Raw genomic sequence first — 20,319 nt, 5'->3', positions numbered from 1 at the left:
ACACCATTTTAACCTCGATTGTAGAGCTGTTATCAGCTCGTCTGACGTTTGGCGAGCCATTCATCAATGCTGAACAAGGATAATTATAATGATACTGAATCACTTAATGGGGCTATACACTCATCCAAAACAAGAGTGGCAAACAATTGAAAAAAACCATGAGGCACTGAAAAGTAGCTTAAGCCATGTAGTACTTATCGCCTTAATTCCGGCGGTGTGCAGCTATATAGCTACGGCTTACATTGGCTGGAATCCTGGCGCTGGCGATCCTATTTACCTTACACCACAAAGCGCCCTGTTTATGTCCGCAGGCATGTATTTAGGCCTGATTGCAGGCGTATTCGCCCTTGCCTATTTAGCCTATTGGATGGCAAAAACCTTCGATGCTAACCCAACTTACACCCAAGCATTAGAGCTCGCCTCCTACACTGCAACCCCGTTGTTTATGGTCGGTTTAGCCGCATTATATCCAGTGCTATGGTTTATCATGATAGTAGGGTTGATTGGTTTAGCCTACTCAGTGTATTTACTGTACGCGGGGGTGCCTATCATTATGAATATCCCCGAAGAGAAAGGTTTTATCTACGCCAGCTCTATGGTGACAGCAGGCTTAGTACTCTTGGTGGGGCTAATGGCAACTAGTGTCATTTTATGGAGCTTAGGCTTTGGTCCTATGTACCAATAACCATTTTAATTCATCACAAATTTAATCAACAGCAACTCAAGCTCTGCGTCGCAATTGATTTGTAGCAGAAAATAAAAAAGAAGGCCGCAAAGGCCTTCTTTTTTGAGTTGAATTAACGCTCTGAGCGAGTTAGCAGATCTGTTTGACTCATTCAGTCAAACAGATCCACTTAAGCAAAATCACTCGAAAGAATCACGCAGCGCTACGGTCAAGTTAAACACTAAATTATCCGGCGATGAATCTTTGCTGTCAGCGCAGAAATAGCCTTCACGCTCAAACTGATAGGCTTGTTCTGCAGGTGCATTCACTAAGCTTGCTTCTGCAAAACCTTGTACAACGATCAATGATTCAGGGTTCAACACTTCATCCACAGTCTCTGCCGCAGCAGGATTAGGATCGGTAAATAAACGCTGATAGAGACGGAATTCAGCAGGCTTAGCAGTAGATGCCTCAACCCAATGGATCACGCCTTTGACTTTACGGCCATCTGCAGGGTTTTTACCTAAAGTTTCAGGATCATAAGTACAGTAAACCGTCGTGATATTACCTTCACTGTCTTTGTCACAACGTTCAGCTTTAATCACATAGGCATTACGTAAACGCACTTCTTTACCTGTAACTAAGCGTTTGTATTGTTTGTTGGCTTCTTCTTTAAAGTCAGCCACATCAATCAATATTTCTCGGCCAAAGGCTAATTCACGCGTCCCCATGCTCTCATCATTTGGATGAGCGGCCGCTTGAATGTACTCAAGTTCATCTTCAGCATAGTTTTCAATGATGACTTTCAATGGACGTAATACGGCCATCGCACGCGGTGCATGTTCGTTCAATTCTTCACGAATACACGCATCTAACATGCCGACTTCAATCATATTTTCTTGCTTAGTCACGCCGATACGTTGGCAGAACTCACGAATTGAAGCCGGTGTGTAACCACGGCGACGTAAGCCTGCAATCGTTGGCATACGTGGGTCATCCCAACCTGACACGAGTTTACGGGTCACAAGGTCGTTCAGCTTACGTTTAGACATCAAGGTATATTCGAGATTTAAGCGTGAAAACTCGTATTGACGAGTACGATTCGGCGCTTGAAAATCATTCAAATTATCCAACACCCAGTCGTATAAACGACGGTTGTCTTGGAACTCTAAAGTACATAAAGAGTGGGTAATATGTTCTAACGCATCAGAAATACAGTGCGTGAAGTCGTACATTGGGTAAATGCACCACTTATCACCTGTTTGATGATGATGGGCAAAACGAATACGGTAGATGATAGGATCGCGCATGCACATGAATGGCGATGCCATATCAATTTTGGCACGCAATGCGCACTCACCTTCTTTAAAACCACCGTCGCGCATCTTAGCGAATAAGGCGAGGTTTTCTTCGACTGATGTGTCGCGGAAAGGACTGTTTTTACCTGGCTCTTTTAACGTACCACGGTATTCACGGGTTTCATCTGCATTCAAAAAACACACATAAGCCAAACCTTTATTAATCAGTTCAACCGCATATTGATGTAACTGATCAAAATAGTTTGATGAATAGCGAACGTCACCATCCCACTGGAATCCAAGCCAACGCACATCCGCCTGAATAGAATTCACATAATCAATGTCTTCTTTTTCAGGATTAGTATCGTCAAAACGTAAATTACACAGACCGTTATAGTCTCGCGCTATCCCAAAATTTAAGCAGATAGATTTAGCATGACCAATATGAAGATAGCCATTCGGTTCCGGCGGGAAACGAGTCTGTACACTCGTGTGCTTACCGCTTTGTAAATCTTCATCTATGATATTACGAATAAAGTTACTCGGACGTACTTCAGTGTCCACATGACTCATGGAATTCCTCTTTGCGAACAATGGCAATTTTAAGAAAACCAGCATGATCCTACAGATCACTACTAGTTACAATGCCTAGGGTTAAAAACTCTGGTTTTTGACTGTTTAGGGTTATAACCGCGATAGTAAAACAATAAAAGCAGCCATGAAAGCTGCTTTTATCTTTGACCTAACTAAGCTGACATTTATTATTCAGTCATGCTGACTCAGTAAATCTTACTCGGTGATAATGCGGATCCCAGGAATAATCTGCTGGCTTCTTTTACCCTTACGTTTCAACCACAGATAAAAAGCGGCTAATGCAAACAAGAAGAAACCAATCCACAGACTTGATTGAACTGGGTGCTGCGTAAAGGTAGCGGCTTGATAAACTACCGTTGCAGAACCATAAGCCAGTGAGAAAGTCCACGTTGCCGCGAACGTCGCCCACCGAGAACCAAACTCATGCACTAAGGCGCCCATTGCCGCAACACAAGGAGTATAAAGTAAGATAAACAGCAAATAGGAGAAAGCCGCAACTTTACCACTAAAACCTGCTTGTAAAGCACCGAAAGTCGATGTCGCAACACCTTGTTCTTCAGCAACGGTTTCTTTATTGGTTAAATCACCGACCGACAGTTTAAGCGGATCTTCAAGATCTAAACCAAACAAGTTAGCTGGAATCGTTGCCAGAGCCGCATTAAAGCTTTCACTCAATGGTGCAAGTTCTTCATCTGTCGGCGCCGCGCTGCTGTATAGACTGTTTAAGGTACCAACAACCGCTTCTTTGGCGAAAATACCCGTGATAATACCGACGGTTGCAGGCCAGTTATCCTGCTCTATGCCCATAGGCGAGAAGATAGGCGTGATTTTTTGACTCGCGACACTCAGCAAAGATGCTTGGCTATCTTCATGGCCAAATGTGCCATCAACACCAATAGCATTGATGAAGTTCAATAAGGTCACGACTAGAACAATCGTTTTACCTGCGCCTAAGATAAAACTCTTAGTGCGTTTACCTGTACGAACCATAACAGCTTTCAGCTTAGGTAGTTCATAACTTGGCAGCTCCATCACCACAGCGCTACTGCTGCCGGGTAATAAAGTGCTTCTGAGTAATAAACCCGTACCGATAGCGGCAAAGATACCAATAATATACAGCAAGAAGACTAAATTCTGACCTGAATCAGGGAAGAAAGCCGCCGCAAATAGTGCATAAACAGGAAGACGTGCACCACAGGACATAAATGGTGCCATCATCCCTGTCACAATACGCTCACGCTCACTGCCTAAGGTTCGCGTCGCCATAATTGCAGGCACTGAACAACCAAAACCGACAATCATAGGAACGAATGCTTTACCAGGCAGGCCAATACGACGCATTAAACCGTCAACCACAAATGCAGCGCGTGCCATGTAGCCAGAACTTTCGAGGATCGACAAACCGAGGAAAAGCGCCGCAATAACAGGAATAAAGGTTGATACGGTTTGAATGCCTTGGCCGACACCGCCCGCTAAGATAGTGACTAACCAAGCTGGAGAGCCCATGCTCGTCAAGAATGAACCGAAGTGATCGACAAACAATGCGCCAGCAAAAACATCAAAGAAATCAATAAAAGCACTGCCAATATTAATGCTGAACATAAACATCAAATACATCACAAACAAGAACACAGGAATGCCAAGCACAGGATGTAAAACGAGTTTATCTAATTTGTCACTGAGGGTGAGGAACCCTGACTCTTTCACTGAACCTTGAAAAACTTGTTCAACGAAATTAAAGCGCGTGGTCGCCACCATCACTTCAATATCATGGCCTTGCTGAGCGATAATCTGAGTACAGGAATTCACTTCATCCTGCAATTCAGCATTTTTACAGCTACCACAACCCGAACCATTACCAAGCATAGCCAAAGCGCGGCCGCGACTTAATTGGGTATCTTTGCTGCAGAGTAACTGCACGCCCGCTTCAATTTGTTCATCGTAGTGAAGCACTAATGGGGCTTCTGAGACTCGGCCTTGAAGTAAATCGAGTACCTGTGCCTGCACTTTAGCGACATCGGCAGGATCTCGCGAACACACGCCAATTACAGGGCAACCCAGCTCTTGGCTCATTTTCTTTAAATCGACTTTAATCCCACGTTTGACAGCCGAATCAATTTTATTCAGCACCACCACCATAGGGATAGCGAGTTCACGCAATTGGGCAGTGAGATATAAGTGACGTTCGATATTAGTGGCATCAACTAAATTGATAATGCCATCGACACGTTGCTCGGCAAGGTATTGCTGCGCAATTTGCTCATCAAGTGAACAATCGCAACTATTACCCGCAGGAAGAAGGTCGTAAATACCCGGTAAGTCTGTCAGATAGACGTCAGCACCGTTTAAGGTGAAATGACCAGTCTTTTTTTCGACCGTAACACCAGACCAGTTACCCACTTGTTGATTTGCGCCTGTTAGCGCGTTAAAGAGTGTAGATTTACCCGCGTTAGGGTTTCCTACTGTGACGCAATGAAACTGCTTAGCCATTCGTCTTTTCCACCTCAATGATGTCTGCCAAATCTCTGCGCATACAAAGTTTACTACCACGAATATCCAGTTCGAGACCAGAGCCCATAGGTGCGTATCGGATCAATAAAAAACGCGTATTTGGCGTGATCCCCATGGACAACAACTTGCGCTTCACGGTTTGTGGCAGCGCCAAACGCCCCACTTCAGAAATAAGACCGCGATCGCCGGGACTGAGTTCGCTTAACTTCATTACGTATTCCACCTTGCAACAGGTTCAGCTCGAAAAACTGCGCCCATTGTAACCGAGCGATGACACTAATAACTTTACCTAGATCAAGATTTTTGATTGGTAACGATAATAGTTTTCAATTGTGTTGGGTATTATGTGATAAAAATTCCAATGAATAAACGACCAACCGAAAATAAAAATCTGCACCTTTGCATTAGTGACTATAAAGCGATGCACAGAAGTCAAAACGCTGTAAACAAATCCCACCCGAAACAAGTGTGATCAAAATCACACTTAATCTATATCGCCTGTAAAATCATCCCTCTTTACAGTGAAAAGACCACGCAATGTTAAGCACGTGTCACGCACTTGTTCTAATATTAACCGAGCTCAATAAGCTAAATTAGCAATGTCGAAAGCGTAAAAATAACAAATATAAATGCACTCGGGAAAACATAACCATGGAAATAGGGCTAAAGTTCAGAAGCATAGCTAAGGCTATGCTATGTATTTTGTTATCAATCGCAAGCGTTTCGGCCTCAGCGACCCCTTGGGATGACAAAAAACCAGAAGAAGTTGTTGCGACATTAGACAAAAAATTCGCCGAAGGTAAGTATTCCGCTAAAGGCGCTGATACTTGCCTGATGTGCCACAAAAAAAGTGCCGTGGTGATGGCGATATTTGAGGGGGTTCATGGCAACCCCAAGGTGAAAGGTTCACCCATGGCCGATTTGCAGTGCGAAGCCTGCCACGGCCCGTTAGGGAATCATAATAAAGGTGGCAAAGAGCCGATGATCACCTTTGGCGCAAACTCCCCTGTTCCCGCGCAAAAGCAAAACAGTGTCTGTATGAGTTGCCACAATGACAGTCAACGTACCGCATGGAAAGGCAATCACCACGATAACGCCGATGTCGTCTGTAGCAGCTGCCATCAAGTGCATACCGCAAAAGATCCTATCAGCGATAAAGCCAATGAAGTCGCCATTTGTACCCAATGCCATACCCAACAAAAAGCCGATATGCACAAGCGCTCGGCGCATCCATTACAGTGGCAACAAATGGTGTGCAGTGACTGCCATAATCCCCACGGCAGTTTAAACGATTCAAGCTTGAAGCAAATGAGTGTTAATGAAAATTGCTATAGCTGTCATGCCGAAAAGCGCGGCCCTAAACTGTGGGAACATGCCCCCGTCACCGACAACTGCGCTAATTGCCACAATCCCCATGGCAGCGTGAACGAAGCCATGCTGATCAGCAAACCGCCACAACTGTGTCAGCAGTGTCACGCTTCGGATGGCCATAGCAGTAATGCCTATTTTGGCAATCAAACCAATGCCTTCACTTCTGGTAATTCCTGTATGAATTGTCATGGACAAGTGCATGGCTCTAACCATCCTTCTGGCAAATTACTGCAGAGATAACAAGGGAATGATCATGCGAACAGCTAAAATGTCTCACCCTAGCGCTTATTTCTCCCTCACTTTGCTGGCTTGGGCGATAAGCGGTGTTTTGACTCAAGCACACGCCGAAGGTTATGAGCTGCAAGAAGCGAATCGAAGTAGCATAAAGACAGAGGCATGGAGCTGTAAGCAATGCCAACCTAAGACAGGGCATATTGGCAATGTCAGTGCCAGCCTCGCTTACAACGATAGTGAGGACAGCCGTTTCGGTAACAGTAGTGGGACAGATAACGAGGGTCTCGTTGGCGCCGTCGGTGCGGATATGATGTACAAAACGCAGACGGGTTATCAAACCGAGCTGGTCGCGGATAAGTTAGGTTTTGATGCGGGCTCAGCCAAGCTCACAACAGGAAGGCCGGGAAACTATCAAATCAACTTAGGTTATAGAGGCTTAGCAAACTATAACCATAATCAACTCAAAAGCCCCTATACCTCAGTGCAAGATAAAATGTTATTGCCCGATAACTGGATAACAGGCGGCACAACGCAATCTATGCCTATGTTACAGAGCAGCCTTGTTAGCCAAGATTTAAGTATTCAACGTGATCGCTTTAGTATCGGTGGTTACTACGCGGGCAAAATATCACCTGAAGGTGACAATAACAGTCACTACAAAGCCTCGCTAAACTATCAGCATGAAGACCGCAGTGGCGCAAAAAAGACCAGTGCCAATATACTCACCAATAGCGTTATGCTAGCCCAACCAATTGATGACAGTACTGATGAAGTCGATGCGAGAATTTATTTTAACGGTTCAGGCTGGCAAGCAGGCATCAATAGCCAAATCAGCCAATATAAAAATGATCACCAAGCCATGCTGTGGCAATCAGCCTACACGCCCACCTTTGGTGCAGCATACCTAGGTCAGAATGCGGTCGACCCCGACAATAAAGCCTACAGAGTTGCCGCAGAAGCCTCAGGGGGGGCAAATGGTCAAAATGTATTGATGCACGCAGGCTTTAGCCGCATGACCCAAGATGACACCTTTATTCCTGCCACCATCAATGGCCCATCGCCCGTCCTGCCTGCGGATACCTTAAATGGCCAAGTCGATATTGTAGAGATGGACCTTAAATATTCAGGACGGATCAGCCAAGATTTAAGCATGCAGGCAAGTTACAACTATCAAGACAGAGATAACAAAACGGCTCAATTAGACTTTCCGCAGATCGTCACCGACAGTATTAATCAAGGCACAGCCCAAAATAGCCTTTATGATAAGCGCACCAAAAAACTCGAACTTAAAAGCAAATACCGTTTTACCTCAGCGGCTTATGCCGAAGCGGGTTACAGCCATAATGAAAACGATTATGCCGAACTCGACCGCCAATCCGTCGACGAGTCCGGCGTGTTTGCTAAACTAAGTTATCGCTATTCGCCCGCATGGTCAGCTTGGTTGAAAGGAGAAGCACTAGAGCGAGATGGCAGTGAATATCATCCCGTCGCAACCACTCAAAGTTCAAGTAATCCTTGGCTACGTAAATCCTACCTTGCCGATAGAAAAAGGCAGAAAGTCACCTTACACACGGATTATCAGAGCGATATTGGTCTATCTCTTGGTGCCAGCTTACACAGCATTAATGACGACTATCATCATACCTTCGTTGGTCTAACTCAGGTGTCCTATCTCGGTTACGACTTGTCAGCCCAATATGTGCTGAGCAGTGACCTCAATTTAACCGCCTTTGTTAACCAAGATTGGCGCGATTCAGACCAAGCGGGCAGTAATTCCTTCTCGACACCCGATTGGAACAGCACTGCCGAGGAAAAATCGACCTTGATTGGTGCAGGGCTTAGTTATCAAAACCTGTTCGATCATCACCTCGATATTGGTTTGGATTACAGCTATTCCGACGGACAGAGTGATACAGAAGTGACCTACGGCATCACCAGTCCCTATGGCGATTTTTACGCCCGCAAACACAATATTAATGCCTACGCCAAATATAAGTTTGCCGACAGTATGTCGCTGCGCGTCGATTGGTTATTCGAAAAATATCAAGATGCTAATTGGCAAAACCAAGGCACAAGCTGGGACACGATCCCCAACGTCCTCAGTTTTGGTGATATGGGCCACGACTACAACGCTCACTACTTAGGCTTGACCTTAAGCTACCAAATGTAACTTAGGCACTGACAGCGCATTCCAAGGATAGAAATATGAACAAGTTTGCAAAAATTCGCACTCAATTCAGTCTTATGCTGGCGTTAGTCTCGCTATTAAGCGCCTGTGGCGGTGATAACGGCCAAGATGGTAATCCCGGTGAGCCTGCGAAACCGCCTGCATTAACGATAACTAGCCTTAACATCATGGTCGATAAAGTCGCGATGACAGATGGCATTGCTCAAGTGGATTTTCAAGTAAGCAATCAAGATGATGAAGCCGTGATTGGTATCCCATCGGCGACATTTATTGCCGCGCAGCTTCTCCCCCAAGGTTATACAGGCGCGGGGAATAGCAGTGAATGGCAGCACTTTACCGCTGAAACCTGCGCGGCAACTTGCCTTGGCAGTCTCACAGATCATAAAAACGGTCACTACAGTTACATCTTCAGCACCGCATTTAATGGCATGAATGGAGTTACATTTATGCCCGAAGCGACCCAAAGAATGGTGGTCAAAATTGGCGGCGATAAACTTGCCGATAACACGCCCTTACCTATAACCAATCAGCATTATGACTGGCAATCTTCAGGTAGTAATGTCGCTTACACCCGCAACTTAGTCACAATAGAGACCTGTAATAGTTGCCACAGTAATCTTGCTTTCCATGGCAGTAGATATAATCAAATCGAAACCTGCGTCACCTGCCATAACAGCAAAAAAGTCAGTAACCCTGCGGATATTTTCCCACAAATGATCCACAGCAAACATTTAACCGGCTTCCCGCAACCCATTAGTGACTGCCAAACCTGTCACGTCGATAAGGCTGAGTTAACCGAACAGCAAAACTGGCGCAGAGTCCCGACCATGCAAGCCTGTGGTGCCTGTCATACACAGATCAATTTCCCCGCAGGCGAAGGACACCCAGTGCAAACAGATAACAGTAACTGCGTGGCGTGTCATAATGCCGACTGGACCGCAAGCGTACACAGTGATGAAGCTAAAAACGCGGCACTGATGCAATTTAGCCCAAGCATCACCAGCGCCAGTATGGATGCCAATGGTACGGTCACTGTTGCGGTTAAGCTGATGAATCCAGCCACAGGAACTGTGTATAGCAAAAGTGCCGATAAACTAAAATTTATCAATGATTTAAGGGTATATGCCAACTGGGGAACCAGTTTTGATTATGCGACCCGTTCAGCTCGCTCGATTAAACTGCCGGAATCCACACCCATATCAGGCTCTAATGGCATTTATACCTATACGATAGCGGGCCTTACCGTGCCAGCAGGCACTGAAACGGATCATGGTGGACTTGCGATTCAAAGCAGAATCTGTGCCAAAGATAAAGTACTGGTTGATTGCACGACTGAACTGGCGGAAGTGTTAGTGATTAAATCCAGCCACAGTTATTTTGATATGGCAGCATTGAGCAATGAAGGTCGTCGTAGCGTTGTGAGTAATGCAAGCTGCGGTAATTGCCATGGTGATCAAAAACTGAATATTCACGGCTCACGTAACGATCTCAGTGGTCAATGTCAGCTATGCCATAACGCCAATATGCTGGCCGATGCGACGGCAGCCAATCCTTCAATCACGTCATTTGACTTTAAGCAGCTGATCCACGGTATTCACACCAGTCAATTCACGGGGTTTGAAAGCCTAAACTACCCAGGAAAAATCGGTAACTGTGCCCAATGCCACGTTAACGATACTGCGGGAATTTCTACCGTCGCCCTCCCCTTAAATTCAGCGGTGCAACCCCTTGCCCTCAATAACGGCACTTTTACCAGCCCAATTGCCGCTGTGTGTAGCAACTGCCATTCAGATACCAGCACTCATAACCACATGGCTCAGCAAGGTGCTGTTTTTGCAGGTACAAAATCCGATGCAACCGCAGGAACTGAAACCTGTGCTTTCTGTCATGGACAGGGTGGAGTCGCGGACGTGTTGAAAGTGCATCCAATAAACTAACCCTATGATGCTGGCCTAAAAAGGCCAGCAACTGCAGATATAAAAGGAACTCATACGATGCAGTCATCTACTCCTAAAGAAATAGTCAGATCTCAGTCACATTACCCGCCTAAAGTGACTGATAAATACCAGTGACTTAGTTAGCCTTACAGATGGAAAACTAATTCCACACATCTTATGCGGGTAATGAGATTTATTCTTATTTGCCAAGCGTTTGATGATGATTACAACTATTGCAGGGAAATATCATGATGAAACGGTTCAATTTCAATACCGCAACAAAAGCGATGTTGGGTGCCGGTTTACTCTCTCTACTACTCGCCGGTTGCGGTGGTAGTGACGGTAAAGATGGTGAAGACGGAAAACCGGGCGTTGTCGGTGTTAATATCGATTCAACTCCTACACTGAAAGCAAGTTTCACTAACGCCACAGTCGATGCAGGTAAAGTGACTGTTAATTTCACATTAGAAAATGCGAATGGTGTGGCTGTACTTGGCTTGAATAAAGATCACGACATTCGCTTTGGTATTGCGCAACTTAGCCACGTAACAGTAGCAACAGAAGATCCAGCAAAACCCGCTGACCGCGGTTACCAATGGCAAGCCTATATCAATACGAAAAAAGAACCTGGCACAGTGCCTTCTGGCGTGGATAACCTCAATCCATCCGCTCAATATCAAGCCAACGTTGAAGCTGCAGCCAAGTGTGATACATGTTTAGTCGATCATGGTGATGGCAACTACAGTTATACCTATCAAGCCAATATCGCCAATGTCACTGAGCCCTTAGCCATCACTTACAGCGCTGAAGCGACTCAACGTGCGACCTTAGAGCTTGAGTTACCACAACTTTCAGCAAACGCACATTTTGACTGGCAGCCTTCAACAGGTAAAACAGAAGGAATCCAAACACGTAACGTTGTTTCAATAACAGCCTGTTACACCTGTCACCAACCAGAAAGTTTAGAGTTACACGGCGGCCGCAGAGTTGATATTGAGAACTGTGCATCTTGCCATACGGCAACCTCTGGTGACCCTGAATCAGGCAATAGCATTGAATTTACTTACATGATTCATGCTATCCATAAAGGTGGCGAACGTCATACCTATGATGAAACTGGAGCGGAAGTTCCTGCACCATATAAAATTGTAGGTTATGGCGGTAAAGTCATTGACTATGGCAAGGTTGGTTTCCCATTAAAACCTGCCGCTGATTGTGCAGCCTGTCACGTAGAAGGAACGAACGCGCCAGCTAATGCCGATCTATTTAAGGCTGATTTAAGTAATCAAGCCTGTATTGGTTGTCACACTGAAAAACCATCTGCTCACCACAGCAGCAATGACTGTGTTGCCTGTCATAATGCAACTCAACCCTATGGTGGAACAGGCAGTGCGGCTAAACGTCATGGCGATGTGCTGAAAGCTTACTCTGACACTAAAACTATGGGTATTAAGTTCAGCAATGTAGGTGTCAATGCCACAGGCAAAATCACTTTCGATGTTCAAGTTATTGATAAGGATGGCAATGCGATTGACAAAGCCTTCGTGAACCAGGGCTCGCGTGTTGTAGTTGCATGGGATTCTGATAAAGACTTCCCGAGTTCTGCTACGGCTTCTTACAGTAACCGTCGCATTGCTCTAAGTGAAGGTACCTATAACGAAGCCAATAAAACCTACTCATTGACTGGCACTAAGTTCAATTTACCCACAGATGCAAATGGTAAAACATTCGAACTATGGTCAACATTGGAAGTATGTTTCAACAATGGTGGCTATGGCGTTGCGGATGTTGTGATGACAGATTGTGCGACAGCTAACACACACAAAGTCCCAGTCAAAGAAGCTCCTTATCACTTCGTTTGGAAAGATAATGCTGTGGATAGCACAGCTAAAGCAGCTATTCGTCGTGATATTATTGACCCAACAAAATGTCAAGGTTGTCACAATCAAGAAATTCACCACTATGACAATGGTGTAAACTGCCAAACTTGTCATACATCAGACAAAACCCTTAAAGCCGATTCAAGCTATCCTGGTGGCAAAATCCCAACTAGCTTTGCTTGGAAAGCTCACGAACGTGAAGGCCATTATCTAAAATATGCAGGCGTACAATCGGGCACTGTGCTTAAAACCGATTGCGCTACATGTCATACTGTAGATAAATCAAACGTCATTACAGGTATTACCTTAGGCCGTGCACCTGAACGCACATGGCGTTTTGGTGACATCAACAATAACGGTACCGATATTTGGGTCTCTTCTGATGCAGGCGCATGTTTAAGCTGTCACCAGAAATATCTCTCTGATGCCGCTAAATCTCATATTGAAGCTAACGGTGGTATCTTAAACGGTACTAGCGCAGCCGATGTGCAAACCCGTGCATCTGAAAGCTGTGCGACTTGCCATACACCAGCTCAATTGAGTGAAGTCCACGGTAACTAAACAGAGATAACGCTCTCATTCAGAGCAATGTTTTTATCGTTATTAAAGAGAGAGGTTGTTACCTCTCTCTTTATATTCTTCCCTTTCAAAACCCTGCTGTTTTTTTGTTCTAAAATCATTTTTACCTCTCGCTTTAAATACCTCTTTAGAAATAGAAAGATCCAAGTCACACATTAGCAAAGGCCTTGGAGATTTTAAGGTCATGTTAGGTTAGCCTTTCCTTGGGGAATTCTATTTCCAGCATCCACTTAAGTCGCTTCTAGTGACCAAAAACACAGACATAGAATCTGTTGGCTCTAGAACATAGCGTTTAAGCAATGCCAAACCTATGCAGGGAAAAAAATGATGAACGCACAAACAACTAAAATCGCACTGCTGTTAGCAGCAAGTGCAGTCACTATGGCCTTAGCGGGCTGTGGTGGCAGCGATGGTAATGATGGTAATCCCGGTGAACCTGGTGGCGAACCTGCTCCAGCGATTCAAACCCTTAATTTCGCCTTTGACAAATCTGTCGTCACTAACGGTATTCCGAGTGTTGAGTTTACCGTCACTAACGAAAATGATTTACCCGTTGTTGGCCTACAAAAAATGCGTTTTGCCGCAGCACAATTAATCCCACAAGGCGCAACTGGTGCAGGTAATGCGTCACAATGGCAATACTTTGGTGATGAAACCTGTGATGTCGCTGCAACATGCCCAGGGACTTTCGTTGACAAGAAAAACGGTCACTACAGTTATACTTTTAGCATGAACCTGACCGCTAACACTAAAGTCACCTATAACGAACAGTTAGCTCAACGGGTATTAATCCGCGCTTATAACACTCCGCTTCCCGATGGTACTCAAGTACCAAACAGTAACGCCTTTGTCGACTTCACTGCCGATACTGGCGCACTGCCAACATATAGTCGCAAAATTGTCGCCACAGAAAGCTGTAATACTTGTCACCAAGATTTAGCCAATGTTAAACATGGCGGCGCGTATTCTGACGTTAATTACTGTGCAACTTGCCACACAGCCGGAAAAGTCGGTGTTGGTAAAGAGTTCAATGTTCTCGTTCACGCTAAACACAAAGACCTCACCTTAGGCTCATTAGAAGGCTGTCAAAGCTGTCACGTTGCAAATGAGGCTACGCCTGATTGGAGTAATTGGTCACGTATCCCAACTGCTGCCTCATGTGGAAGCTGCCATAGCGCAGTGGACTTTGCTGCTGGTAAAGGTCACTCACAACAGCTAGATAACTCCAACTGTATCGCCTGTCATAACAGCGATTGGACTGCAGAACTGCACACAGGTAAGACTGCAGACAAAAAAGCCGTTATCGCTCAGTTAGGTATGTCAGCAGCACTTGCTGGTCAAGCTGATGATACTGCAGTATTAACCGTGTCTATCTTAGACAAAGATGGTAACGCAATTGATGCGGCAACCGTTCAAGATAAGATTAAACGTTTAGAGTCCGTTACCAACGTTGGCCCTAACTTCCCGATCATGGGCTACAACCCAAGTCCAGGTAGCGGTAAAGCGAAAATAGCGAAAGACTTAGTCAAAGATGGCGCACTGCAAGAAGGTGTAACCTTAGTTGACGGTAAATTGGTCTTTACAACACCCGTTCTACCTTTCGGTGCAGGCGATACTGATACCGCCTTTACCATTATCGGTTTAGAAGTTTGTAGCACTGGTACAAGCTTAACTGCATGTACCGCAGACAGCGCAACAACGAGCATGAAAGCCGAGCTAGCTTTTGGCACTAAGTCTGGCAAAGCACCGAGCATGCGTCATGTTAACTCAGTTGAGTTTGGTACCTGTCAAGGTTGTCACGGTGATAGCTTCGAAATTCACAAAGGCCACCATGCGGGTTTTGTGATGACAGAACAGCTATCACATACAAAAGATGCCAGCGGTAAGCCAATCGTCGGTGTGGATGCGTGTGTCGCTTGTCATACCCCAGATGGTACCTATGCAAGTGGTGCTAACAAAGGTGCGTTGGAGATGAAATTACACGTTGTTCATGGTAAACAAGGTGTCATCAAAGAATGTACCCAATGTCATAACGACTTCAACCTAGATGCATTCAAGGTCAAAGGCGCTCTGGCAACAACTGCGGGTAAATACACCACGCCAATCACTGCCACTTGTACTTCATGCCACGCGCCAGAATCTATTGGCCACGGCTTAGAAAATATGGGCGCGATTGTGAACGGTGATTATGTTCAAGCCAATCAAGCGGCGCAGTCAGAAACCTGTTTCTACTGTCACAAACCCACACCAACAGATCACACTCAGGTGAAGATGTAATTTGCCCAAGCAGGGGGAGTTCGCTCCCCCTTTCTTGAATTTTGTTGGGACAAATTGGGAAGCCTATTATGAAGAACAGCCTAAAAATGAAAAACCTACTGCCGGCACTTGTCATCTCCATGGCAATGTCTGCAGTGATGTCTTTATGCATCACACCGAGTGCACACGCCTCAAAGTGGGATGACAAAATGACACCAGAACAAGTCGAAGCCACCTTAGATAAGAAGTTTGCCGAAGGCAGCTACTCCCCTAAAGGTGCCGATTCTTGTTTGATGTGCCACAAAAAATCTGAAAAAGTGATGGACCTCTTCAAAGGTGTTCATGGCGCCATTGATTCATCAAAGAGCCCAATGGCTGGCCTGCAATGTGAAGCCTGTCATGGTCCTATGGGTCAACACAATAAAGGCGGCAACGAGCCGATGATCACTTTTGGTAAGCAATCGACCTTAAGTGCAGAAAAACAAAACAGTGTCTGTATGAGCTGTCACCAAGATGATAAACGCGTATCTTGGAACGGTAGTCACCATGACAATGCCGATGTAGCTTGTGCCTCATGCCACCAAGTGCATGTCGCAAAAGATCCTGTGTTATCAAAAAACACCGAAATGGAAGTCTGTACTAGCTGTCACACTAAGCAAAAAGCAGACATGAATAAACGCTCGAGTCACCCACTAAAATGGGCTCAAATGACCTGTAGCGATTGTCATAATCCCCATGGGAGCATGACAGATTCCGATCTAAACAAGCCTAGCATTAACGAAACCTGTTACTCCTGCCACGCCGAGAAACGCGGCCCAAAACTGTGGGAACATGCACCTGTCACTGAGAACTGTGTAACTTGCCACAATCCTCACGGCAGTGTGAATGATGCCATGTTGAAAACCCGCGCACCGCAGCTGTGTCAGCAATGTCACGCCAGCGATGGCCACGCCAGCAATGCTTACTTAGGTAACACTGGTTTAGGTTCAAACGTCGGCGACAATGCCTTTACGGGTGGAAGAAGCTGTTTAAATTGCCACAGTCAGGTCCATGGTTCAAACCATCCATCTGGCAAGCTATTACAGCGCTAAGGAGACGAGAAAATGAAATTTAAACTCAATTTGATCACTCTGGCGTTACTAGCAAACACAGGTTTTGCAATAGCGGCCGACGGGTATGGCTTAGCCAATGCCAATACAGAAAAAGTCAAAATGTCCGCTTGGAGCTGTAAAGGCTGTGTTGTTGAAACGGGTACGTCTGGCACTGTGGGTGTTGGCGTGGGTTACAACAGCGAAGAGGATATTCGCTCGGCGAATGCCTTTGGGACTTCAAACGAAGTTGCGGGTAAATTTGATGCCGATGTCACCTTCCGTAGTGAGAAAGGCTATCAAGCCAGCGTTGAAGCTTATCAACTGGGCATGGATGGTGGCCGTTTAGATGTCAATGCGGGCAAACAAGGCCAGTATAATGTCAATGTAAACTATCGCCAAATCGCCACTTACAACAGTAATAGTGCCTTAACGCCCTACTCTGGTGTCGGCAGCGATAATTTAACCTTGCCAGACAACTGGGTAACTGCGGGTTCAAGCAGCCAGATGCCGTTACTGATGGACAACCTAAATGCCTTAGAACTGTCGCTCAAACGTGAGCGCACAGGGTTAGGTTTTGACTATCAAGGTGAATCGCTGTGGAGTACGCATGTGAGCTACGTGCGTGAAGAAAAAACTGGCTTGAAAAAAACATCAGGTGGATTCTTTAACCAATCCATGATGTTAGCTGAGCCAGTTGATTACACCACTGACTCCATTGAAGCTGGCATTAAACTCAAAGGCGATCGTTGGTTCACTGCACTTAACTACAATGGCTCAATTTTTAAGAACGAGTACAACCAGTTAAACTTCGACAGTGCCTTCAATCCGACCTTTGGTGCTCAAACCTCTGGCACACTCGCCCTTGACCCTGACAACCAGTCACACACAGTGTCGCTCATGGGTCAATACAACGACAATACCAATGTGTTAACAGGTCGTGTGCTTGCGGGACAAATGAGTCAAGACCAAGCATTAGTCACTTCAGGCTATGGCTATCAAGTGCCGACAGAGGCCGTTGATGCCAAAGTTGACCTCACAGGGTTGAACTTAAAAGTCGTCAGTAAAGTGACTAACTCACTGCGCTTAAGTGGTAGCTACGACTATAGCGACCGTGATAACAATACTCAAATTGAAGAGTGGACCCAAGTCAGCATCAACAATGTCAATGGTAAGGTGGCCTATAACACCCCTTACGATAACACTAGCCAACGCTTCAAAGTGGCGGCGGATTATCGTATTACCCATGGACTGAAGCTTGATGGCGGCTATGACTTCAAACGTGATGACCGTAATTATCAAGACCGTGAAACCACGGATGAAAATACCGTTTGGGCACGTTTGCGCGTTAACAGCTTTGAAACTTGGGATATGTGGGTTAAGGGCAGTTACGGTCAGCGTGATGGCTCGCAATATCAAGCTTCTGAATGGACATCTTCTGAAACCAACAGCCTGTTACGTAAGTACAATCTGGCTAACCGCGACAGAACCCAGATTGAAGCTCGAGTCACCCACTCGCCAATCGACAGCTTGACCATAGATTTCGGTGCCCGTTACGCATTAGATGACTACTCTGACACAGTTATTGGCTTAACTGAGTCAAAAGACACCAGTTATGATGCCAACATCAGCTACATGATCACCGATGATTTACTGGCGACAGCATTCTACAACTACCAAATCATTGAGTCTGAACAAGCGGGAAGCAGTAATTACAGCACCCCAACATGGACAGGATTCATTGAAGACAATGTAGATGTGGTCGGGGCGGGCCTGAGCTACAACAACTTGCTTGAGAACAAGTTACGCATGGGATTGGATTACACTTATTCAAACTCCGACAGTAACACTCAAGTCAGACAAGGTATCACAGGCGACTATGGCGATTATTTTGCCAAAGTGCACAACATTAACTTATATGCTCAATATCAAGCCACCGAGAAAATGGCTCTGCGCTTGGATTATAAAATTGAGAATTATAAAGACAATGATGCCGCCAATGATATCGCCGTCGATGGGATCTGGAACGTCGTAGGCTTTGGCAGCAATAGCCATGACTACACAGCGCAAATGATCATGCTGAGCATGAGTTACAAACTCTAATCGATACTGTTCATAACACGAAAAGCCCGCAAATGCGGGCTTTTGTTTAAGCGAAGCAGGATCTTTTAAAGCGATAACATCATGGCAGATAACAGTAAAAATCTTGAATAAGATCAGACTCTGGCGCGAAAGTCCGCCCATAAAAACCTTAATCCTTGAGTTTTGGCTCACTTTAGCGGATCTTAATTCAATCTTTTAGTTAATCCTCTGAGCCAATGCGTATTTATTCTTCAATCTCCCAATCTCAGTGGCTGTTATCAATTCCCGCACTAGTGGGGCTAAGCCTATTACCCTTACCCGCCATGGCGTTCGACCCATCGGGTGGCGCAGCGAGCCTATTTATCATTTTAGGCCTAGGTGGTTTTACCTTAATCAATCTGTTTCTACAGGGCTTATTCTTTTTTGCGGGTCAGTATCGCAGCGCCACTTTTGCTAAATGCCATGTATTAAGCGCACTAATAGTGCCATTAATTGCCATTGCGTTAGCCATTTATGATCATAGAGGTTGGAGTGATTTCGCCCTTAACTTAGGCATTATCTGTGTCGGTATTGGACTGATTTTATTGCCACTACAGCTTTGCCAAATCGATAAACCCACCAATCGCAATGCTGATTGGATCATCAGCCTAGGGGCATTATTCATCTTAGCTCTGAGCTATGTGATTGCCCCCTTAGCCTTCTTTACGATTGTACTGGCCCACATCTGTTTAGCTTCAAGCCCAAATCAAATTCCTAAGATATTAAGTTATATCGGTTTAATCCTTGGCTATTCTCTTTTTGGCTACTGGGTATATCAAACAGTGATGATGCTCCAATCCTGATTGAAAATGAATGAGCAACGATAAAATTAGCGATTAAATTGACTAAGACGAATCTCACTAAAGCGCCATCGCCACTTTGCGTAACTGTACCGCCATCATGCTCGGCATCAATGGCTAAACTGCTGGCAAAAATCAGCGCCTGTACTTTATGTCAGGCCCATTTACCCTTAGCGCCCAAACCAATATTGCAGGCCAGTACCCAAGCGCGGATTTTGATTGCAGGCCAAGCTCCGGGCGTGAAAACCCACCATAAAGGCATACCTTTTGACGATGCCAGCGGTGAACGGCTGCGCACTTGGTTGAATGTCACGCGGGAGCAATTCTACGACCCCAATCTTTTTGCCATTATCCCTATGGGATTTTGTTTTCCGGGCAGTATCGAAAAAAACGGTAAAAAGCAGGGTGATAAACCACCGCGCCCCGAATGTGCTGCCACTTGGCATCAGGCCTTGCTCGCCCTAATGCCGCAAATAGAGCTAATTGTGATCCTCGGCCAATATGCCATCGACTATCATCTACCGCGCGAATCGTCCGAGGCCGTAAACCTCACTTCGCCGATCACTAAGCATCAAACAACCGGCGCTAACGTAACAGTCATCCCCAAACTGAAACCAATAACAGTGACCCAAGCATGCGCGCAATGGCAGCAATATTGGCCTAAGTATCTTGTCTTGCCGCACCCAAGCCCGCGTAATAATCTTTGGCTTAAGCAGCATCCTGAGTTTGAACGCGATATGCTACCCAGATTAAGAATGCGTATTGCATCCCTGTTAAACCTTCAACCCCACTAGGCGC

General features: G+C 45.5%; 14 protein-coding genes. 10 read left to right on the top strand and 4 right to left on the bottom strand.

What is annotated here, in order from left to right:
- Nucleotides 1-88: 88 nt before the first annotated feature.
- Nucleotides 89-685 (top strand): Yip1 family protein, encoded by a 597-nt coding sequence (locus L5M49_RS07410; RefSeq protein WP_105252940.1) that lies wholly within the window; start codon nt 89-91, stop codon nt 683-685.
- Nucleotides 686-864: 179 nt separating this feature from the next.
- Here L5M49_RS07410 and glnS read toward each other — a convergent pair whose 3' ends face one another.
- The 3 genes from glnS to L5M49_RS07395 all read right to left on the bottom strand — a co-directional run bounded on the left by glnS (nt 865) and on the right by L5M49_RS07395 (nt 5,278).
- Entirely contained in the window at nt 865-2,535 is a 1,671-nt protein-coding gene (gene glnS / locus L5M49_RS07405; RefSeq protein ID WP_263192837.1) for a glutamine--tRNA ligase, read from the bottom strand.
- 216 nt (nt 2,536-2,751) lie between these two features.
- Nucleotides 2,752-5,046 (bottom strand): Fe(2+) transporter permease subunit FeoB, encoded by a 2,295-nt coding sequence (feoB, locus tag L5M49_RS07400; protein ID WP_263265758.1) that lies wholly within the window; start codon nt 5,044-5,046, stop codon nt 2,752-2,754.
- On the bottom strand, nt 5,039-5,278 hold the full coding sequence (locus L5M49_RS07395; protein WP_028760477.1) for a ferrous iron transport protein A: 240 nt from the start codon (nt 5,276-5,278) through the stop codon (nt 5,039-5,041). Before L5M49_RS07395 ends, feoB begins: the two co-directional genes overlap by 8 nt.
- Before the next feature lie 440 nt (nt 5,279-5,718).
- Between L5M49_RS07395 and L5M49_RS07390 the strand changes: the two genes are divergently transcribed.
- From L5M49_RS07390 to L5M49_RS07375, 4 genes are all read left to right on the top strand, one after another.
- Nucleotides 5,719-6,678, top strand: a complete 960-nt coding sequence (locus L5M49_RS07390) for a DmsE family decaheme c-type cytochrome (protein WP_263205662.1) — start codon at nt 5,719-5,721, stop codon at nt 6,676-6,678.
- 13 nt (nt 6,679-6,691) lie between these two features.
- Nucleotides 6,692-8,842: an MtrB/PioB family decaheme-associated outer membrane protein gene (locus L5M49_RS07385; RefSeq protein ID WP_263265757.1), complete on the top strand. Its 2,151-nt coding sequence runs from the start codon at nt 6,692-6,694 to the stop codon at nt 8,840-8,842.
- Nucleotides 8,843-8,877: 35 nt separating this feature from the next.
- Nucleotides 8,878-10,797 (top strand): OmcA/MtrC family decaheme c-type cytochrome, encoded by a 1,920-nt coding sequence (locus L5M49_RS07380; RefSeq protein WP_263265756.1) that lies wholly within the window; start codon nt 8,878-8,880, stop codon nt 10,795-10,797.
- Between the two features lie 248 nt (nt 10,798-11,045).
- Nucleotides 11,046-13,238 (top strand): OmcA/MtrC family decaheme c-type cytochrome, encoded by a 2,193-nt coding sequence (locus L5M49_RS07375; protein ID WP_263265755.1) that lies wholly within the window; start codon nt 11,046-11,048, stop codon nt 13,236-13,238.
- A gap of 42 nt (nt 13,239-13,280) precedes the next feature.
- Here the strand turns inward: L5M49_RS07375 and L5M49_RS07370 are convergent, their stop codons facing one another.
- The gene (locus L5M49_RS07370; protein WP_263265754.1) at nt 13,281-13,442 is read right to left on the bottom strand and encodes a hypothetical protein; all 162 of its coding nucleotides are present in this window, start codon (nt 13,440-13,442) and stop codon (nt 13,281-13,283) included.
- A gap of 138 nt (nt 13,443-13,580) precedes the next feature.
- Between L5M49_RS07370 and L5M49_RS07365 the strand changes: the two genes are divergently transcribed.
- The 5 genes from L5M49_RS07365 to L5M49_RS07345 all read left to right on the top strand — a co-directional run bounded on the left by L5M49_RS07365 (nt 13,581) and on the right by L5M49_RS07345 (nt 20,315).
- Complete coding sequence (locus tag L5M49_RS07365) at nt 13,581-15,533, top strand: multiheme c-type cytochrome (RefSeq protein ID WP_263265753.1); 1,953 nt, start codon at nt 13,581-13,583, stop codon at nt 15,531-15,533.
- A 68-nt stretch (nt 15,534-15,601) separates the two neighbouring features.
- Nucleotides 15,602-16,603, top strand: a complete 1,002-nt coding sequence (gene mtrA / locus L5M49_RS07360; RefSeq protein WP_028760483.1) for a decaheme c-type cytochrome MtrA — start codon at nt 15,602-15,604, stop codon at nt 16,601-16,603.
- A 12-nt stretch (nt 16,604-16,615) separates the two neighbouring features.
- Nucleotides 16,616-18,703 (top strand): MtrB/PioB family decaheme-associated outer membrane protein, encoded by a 2,088-nt coding sequence (locus L5M49_RS07355; protein ID WP_263265752.1) that lies wholly within the window; start codon nt 16,616-16,618, stop codon nt 18,701-18,703.
- A gap of 215 nt (nt 18,704-18,918) precedes the next feature.
- On the top strand, nt 18,919-19,524 hold the full coding sequence (locus L5M49_RS07350; RefSeq protein ID WP_263265751.1) for a hypothetical protein: 606 nt from the start codon (nt 18,919-18,921) through the stop codon (nt 19,522-19,524).
- A 110-nt stretch (nt 19,525-19,634) separates the two neighbouring features.
- A complete protein-coding gene (locus L5M49_RS07345) occupies nt 19,635-20,315 on the top strand; it encodes a uracil-DNA glycosylase family protein (protein WP_263265783.1) in 681 nt (226 codons plus the stop codon).
- The last annotated feature ends 4 nt before the right edge of the window (nt 20,316-20,319 follow it).

It is taken from the genome of Shewanella sp. SM74 (assembly GCF_025653725.1).
Taxonomy (GTDB): Bacteria; Pseudomonadota; Gammaproteobacteria; order Enterobacterales; family Shewanellaceae; genus Shewanella; species Shewanella oncorhynchi.
This window is presented reverse-complemented; position numbering and strand designations above follow the sequence as displayed.

Bases quoted from the DNA above. Each gene is read 5' to 3' on its own strand.
- L5M49_RS07390 (WP_263205662.1), top strand. From the start codon at position 5,719: ATGGAAATAGGGCTAAAGTTCAGAAGCATAGCTAAGGCTATGCTATGT.
- feoB (WP_263265758.1), bottom strand. From the start codon at position 5,046: ATGGCTAAGCAGTTTCATTGCGTCACAGTAGGAAACCCTAACGCGGGT.
- L5M49_RS07355 (WP_263265752.1), top strand. From the start codon at position 16,616: ATGAAATTTAAACTCAATTTGATCACTCTGGCGTTACTAGCAAACACA.
- L5M49_RS07365 (WP_263265753.1), top strand. From the start codon at position 13,581: ATGATGAACGCACAAACAACTAAAATCGCACTGCTGTTAGCAGCAAGT.
- L5M49_RS07370 (WP_263265754.1), bottom strand. From the start codon at position 13,442: ATGACCTTAAAATCTCCAAGGCCTTTGCTAATGTGTGACTTGGATCTT.
- L5M49_RS07350 (WP_263265751.1), top strand. From the start codon at position 18,919: ATGCGTATTTATTCTTCAATCTCCCAATCTCAGTGGCTGTTATCAATT.
- mtrA (WP_028760483.1), top strand. From the start codon at position 15,602: ATGAAGAACAGCCTAAAAATGAAAAACCTACTGCCGGCACTTGTCATC.
- L5M49_RS07410 (WP_105252940.1), top strand. From the start codon at position 89: ATGATACTGAATCACTTAATGGGGCTATACACTCATCCAAAACAAGAG.
- L5M49_RS07380 (WP_263265756.1), top strand. From the start codon at position 8,878: ATGAACAAGTTTGCAAAAATTCGCACTCAATTCAGTCTTATGCTGGCG.
- L5M49_RS07385 (WP_263265757.1), top strand. From the start codon at position 6,692: ATGCGAACAGCTAAAATGTCTCACCCTAGCGCTTATTTCTCCCTCACT.
- L5M49_RS07375 (WP_263265755.1), top strand. From the start codon at position 11,046: ATGATGAAACGGTTCAATTTCAATACCGCAACAAAAGCGATGTTGGGT.
- L5M49_RS07345 (WP_263265783.1), top strand. From the start codon at position 19,635: ATGGCTAAACTGCTGGCAAAAATCAGCGCCTGTACTTTATGTCAGGCC.
- L5M49_RS07395 (WP_028760477.1), bottom strand. From the start codon at position 5,278: ATGAAGTTAAGCGAACTCAGTCCCGGCGATCGCGGTCTTATTTCTGAA.
- glnS (WP_263192837.1), bottom strand. From the start codon at position 2,535: ATGAGTCATGTGGACACTGAAGTACGTCCGAGTAACTTTATTCGTAAT.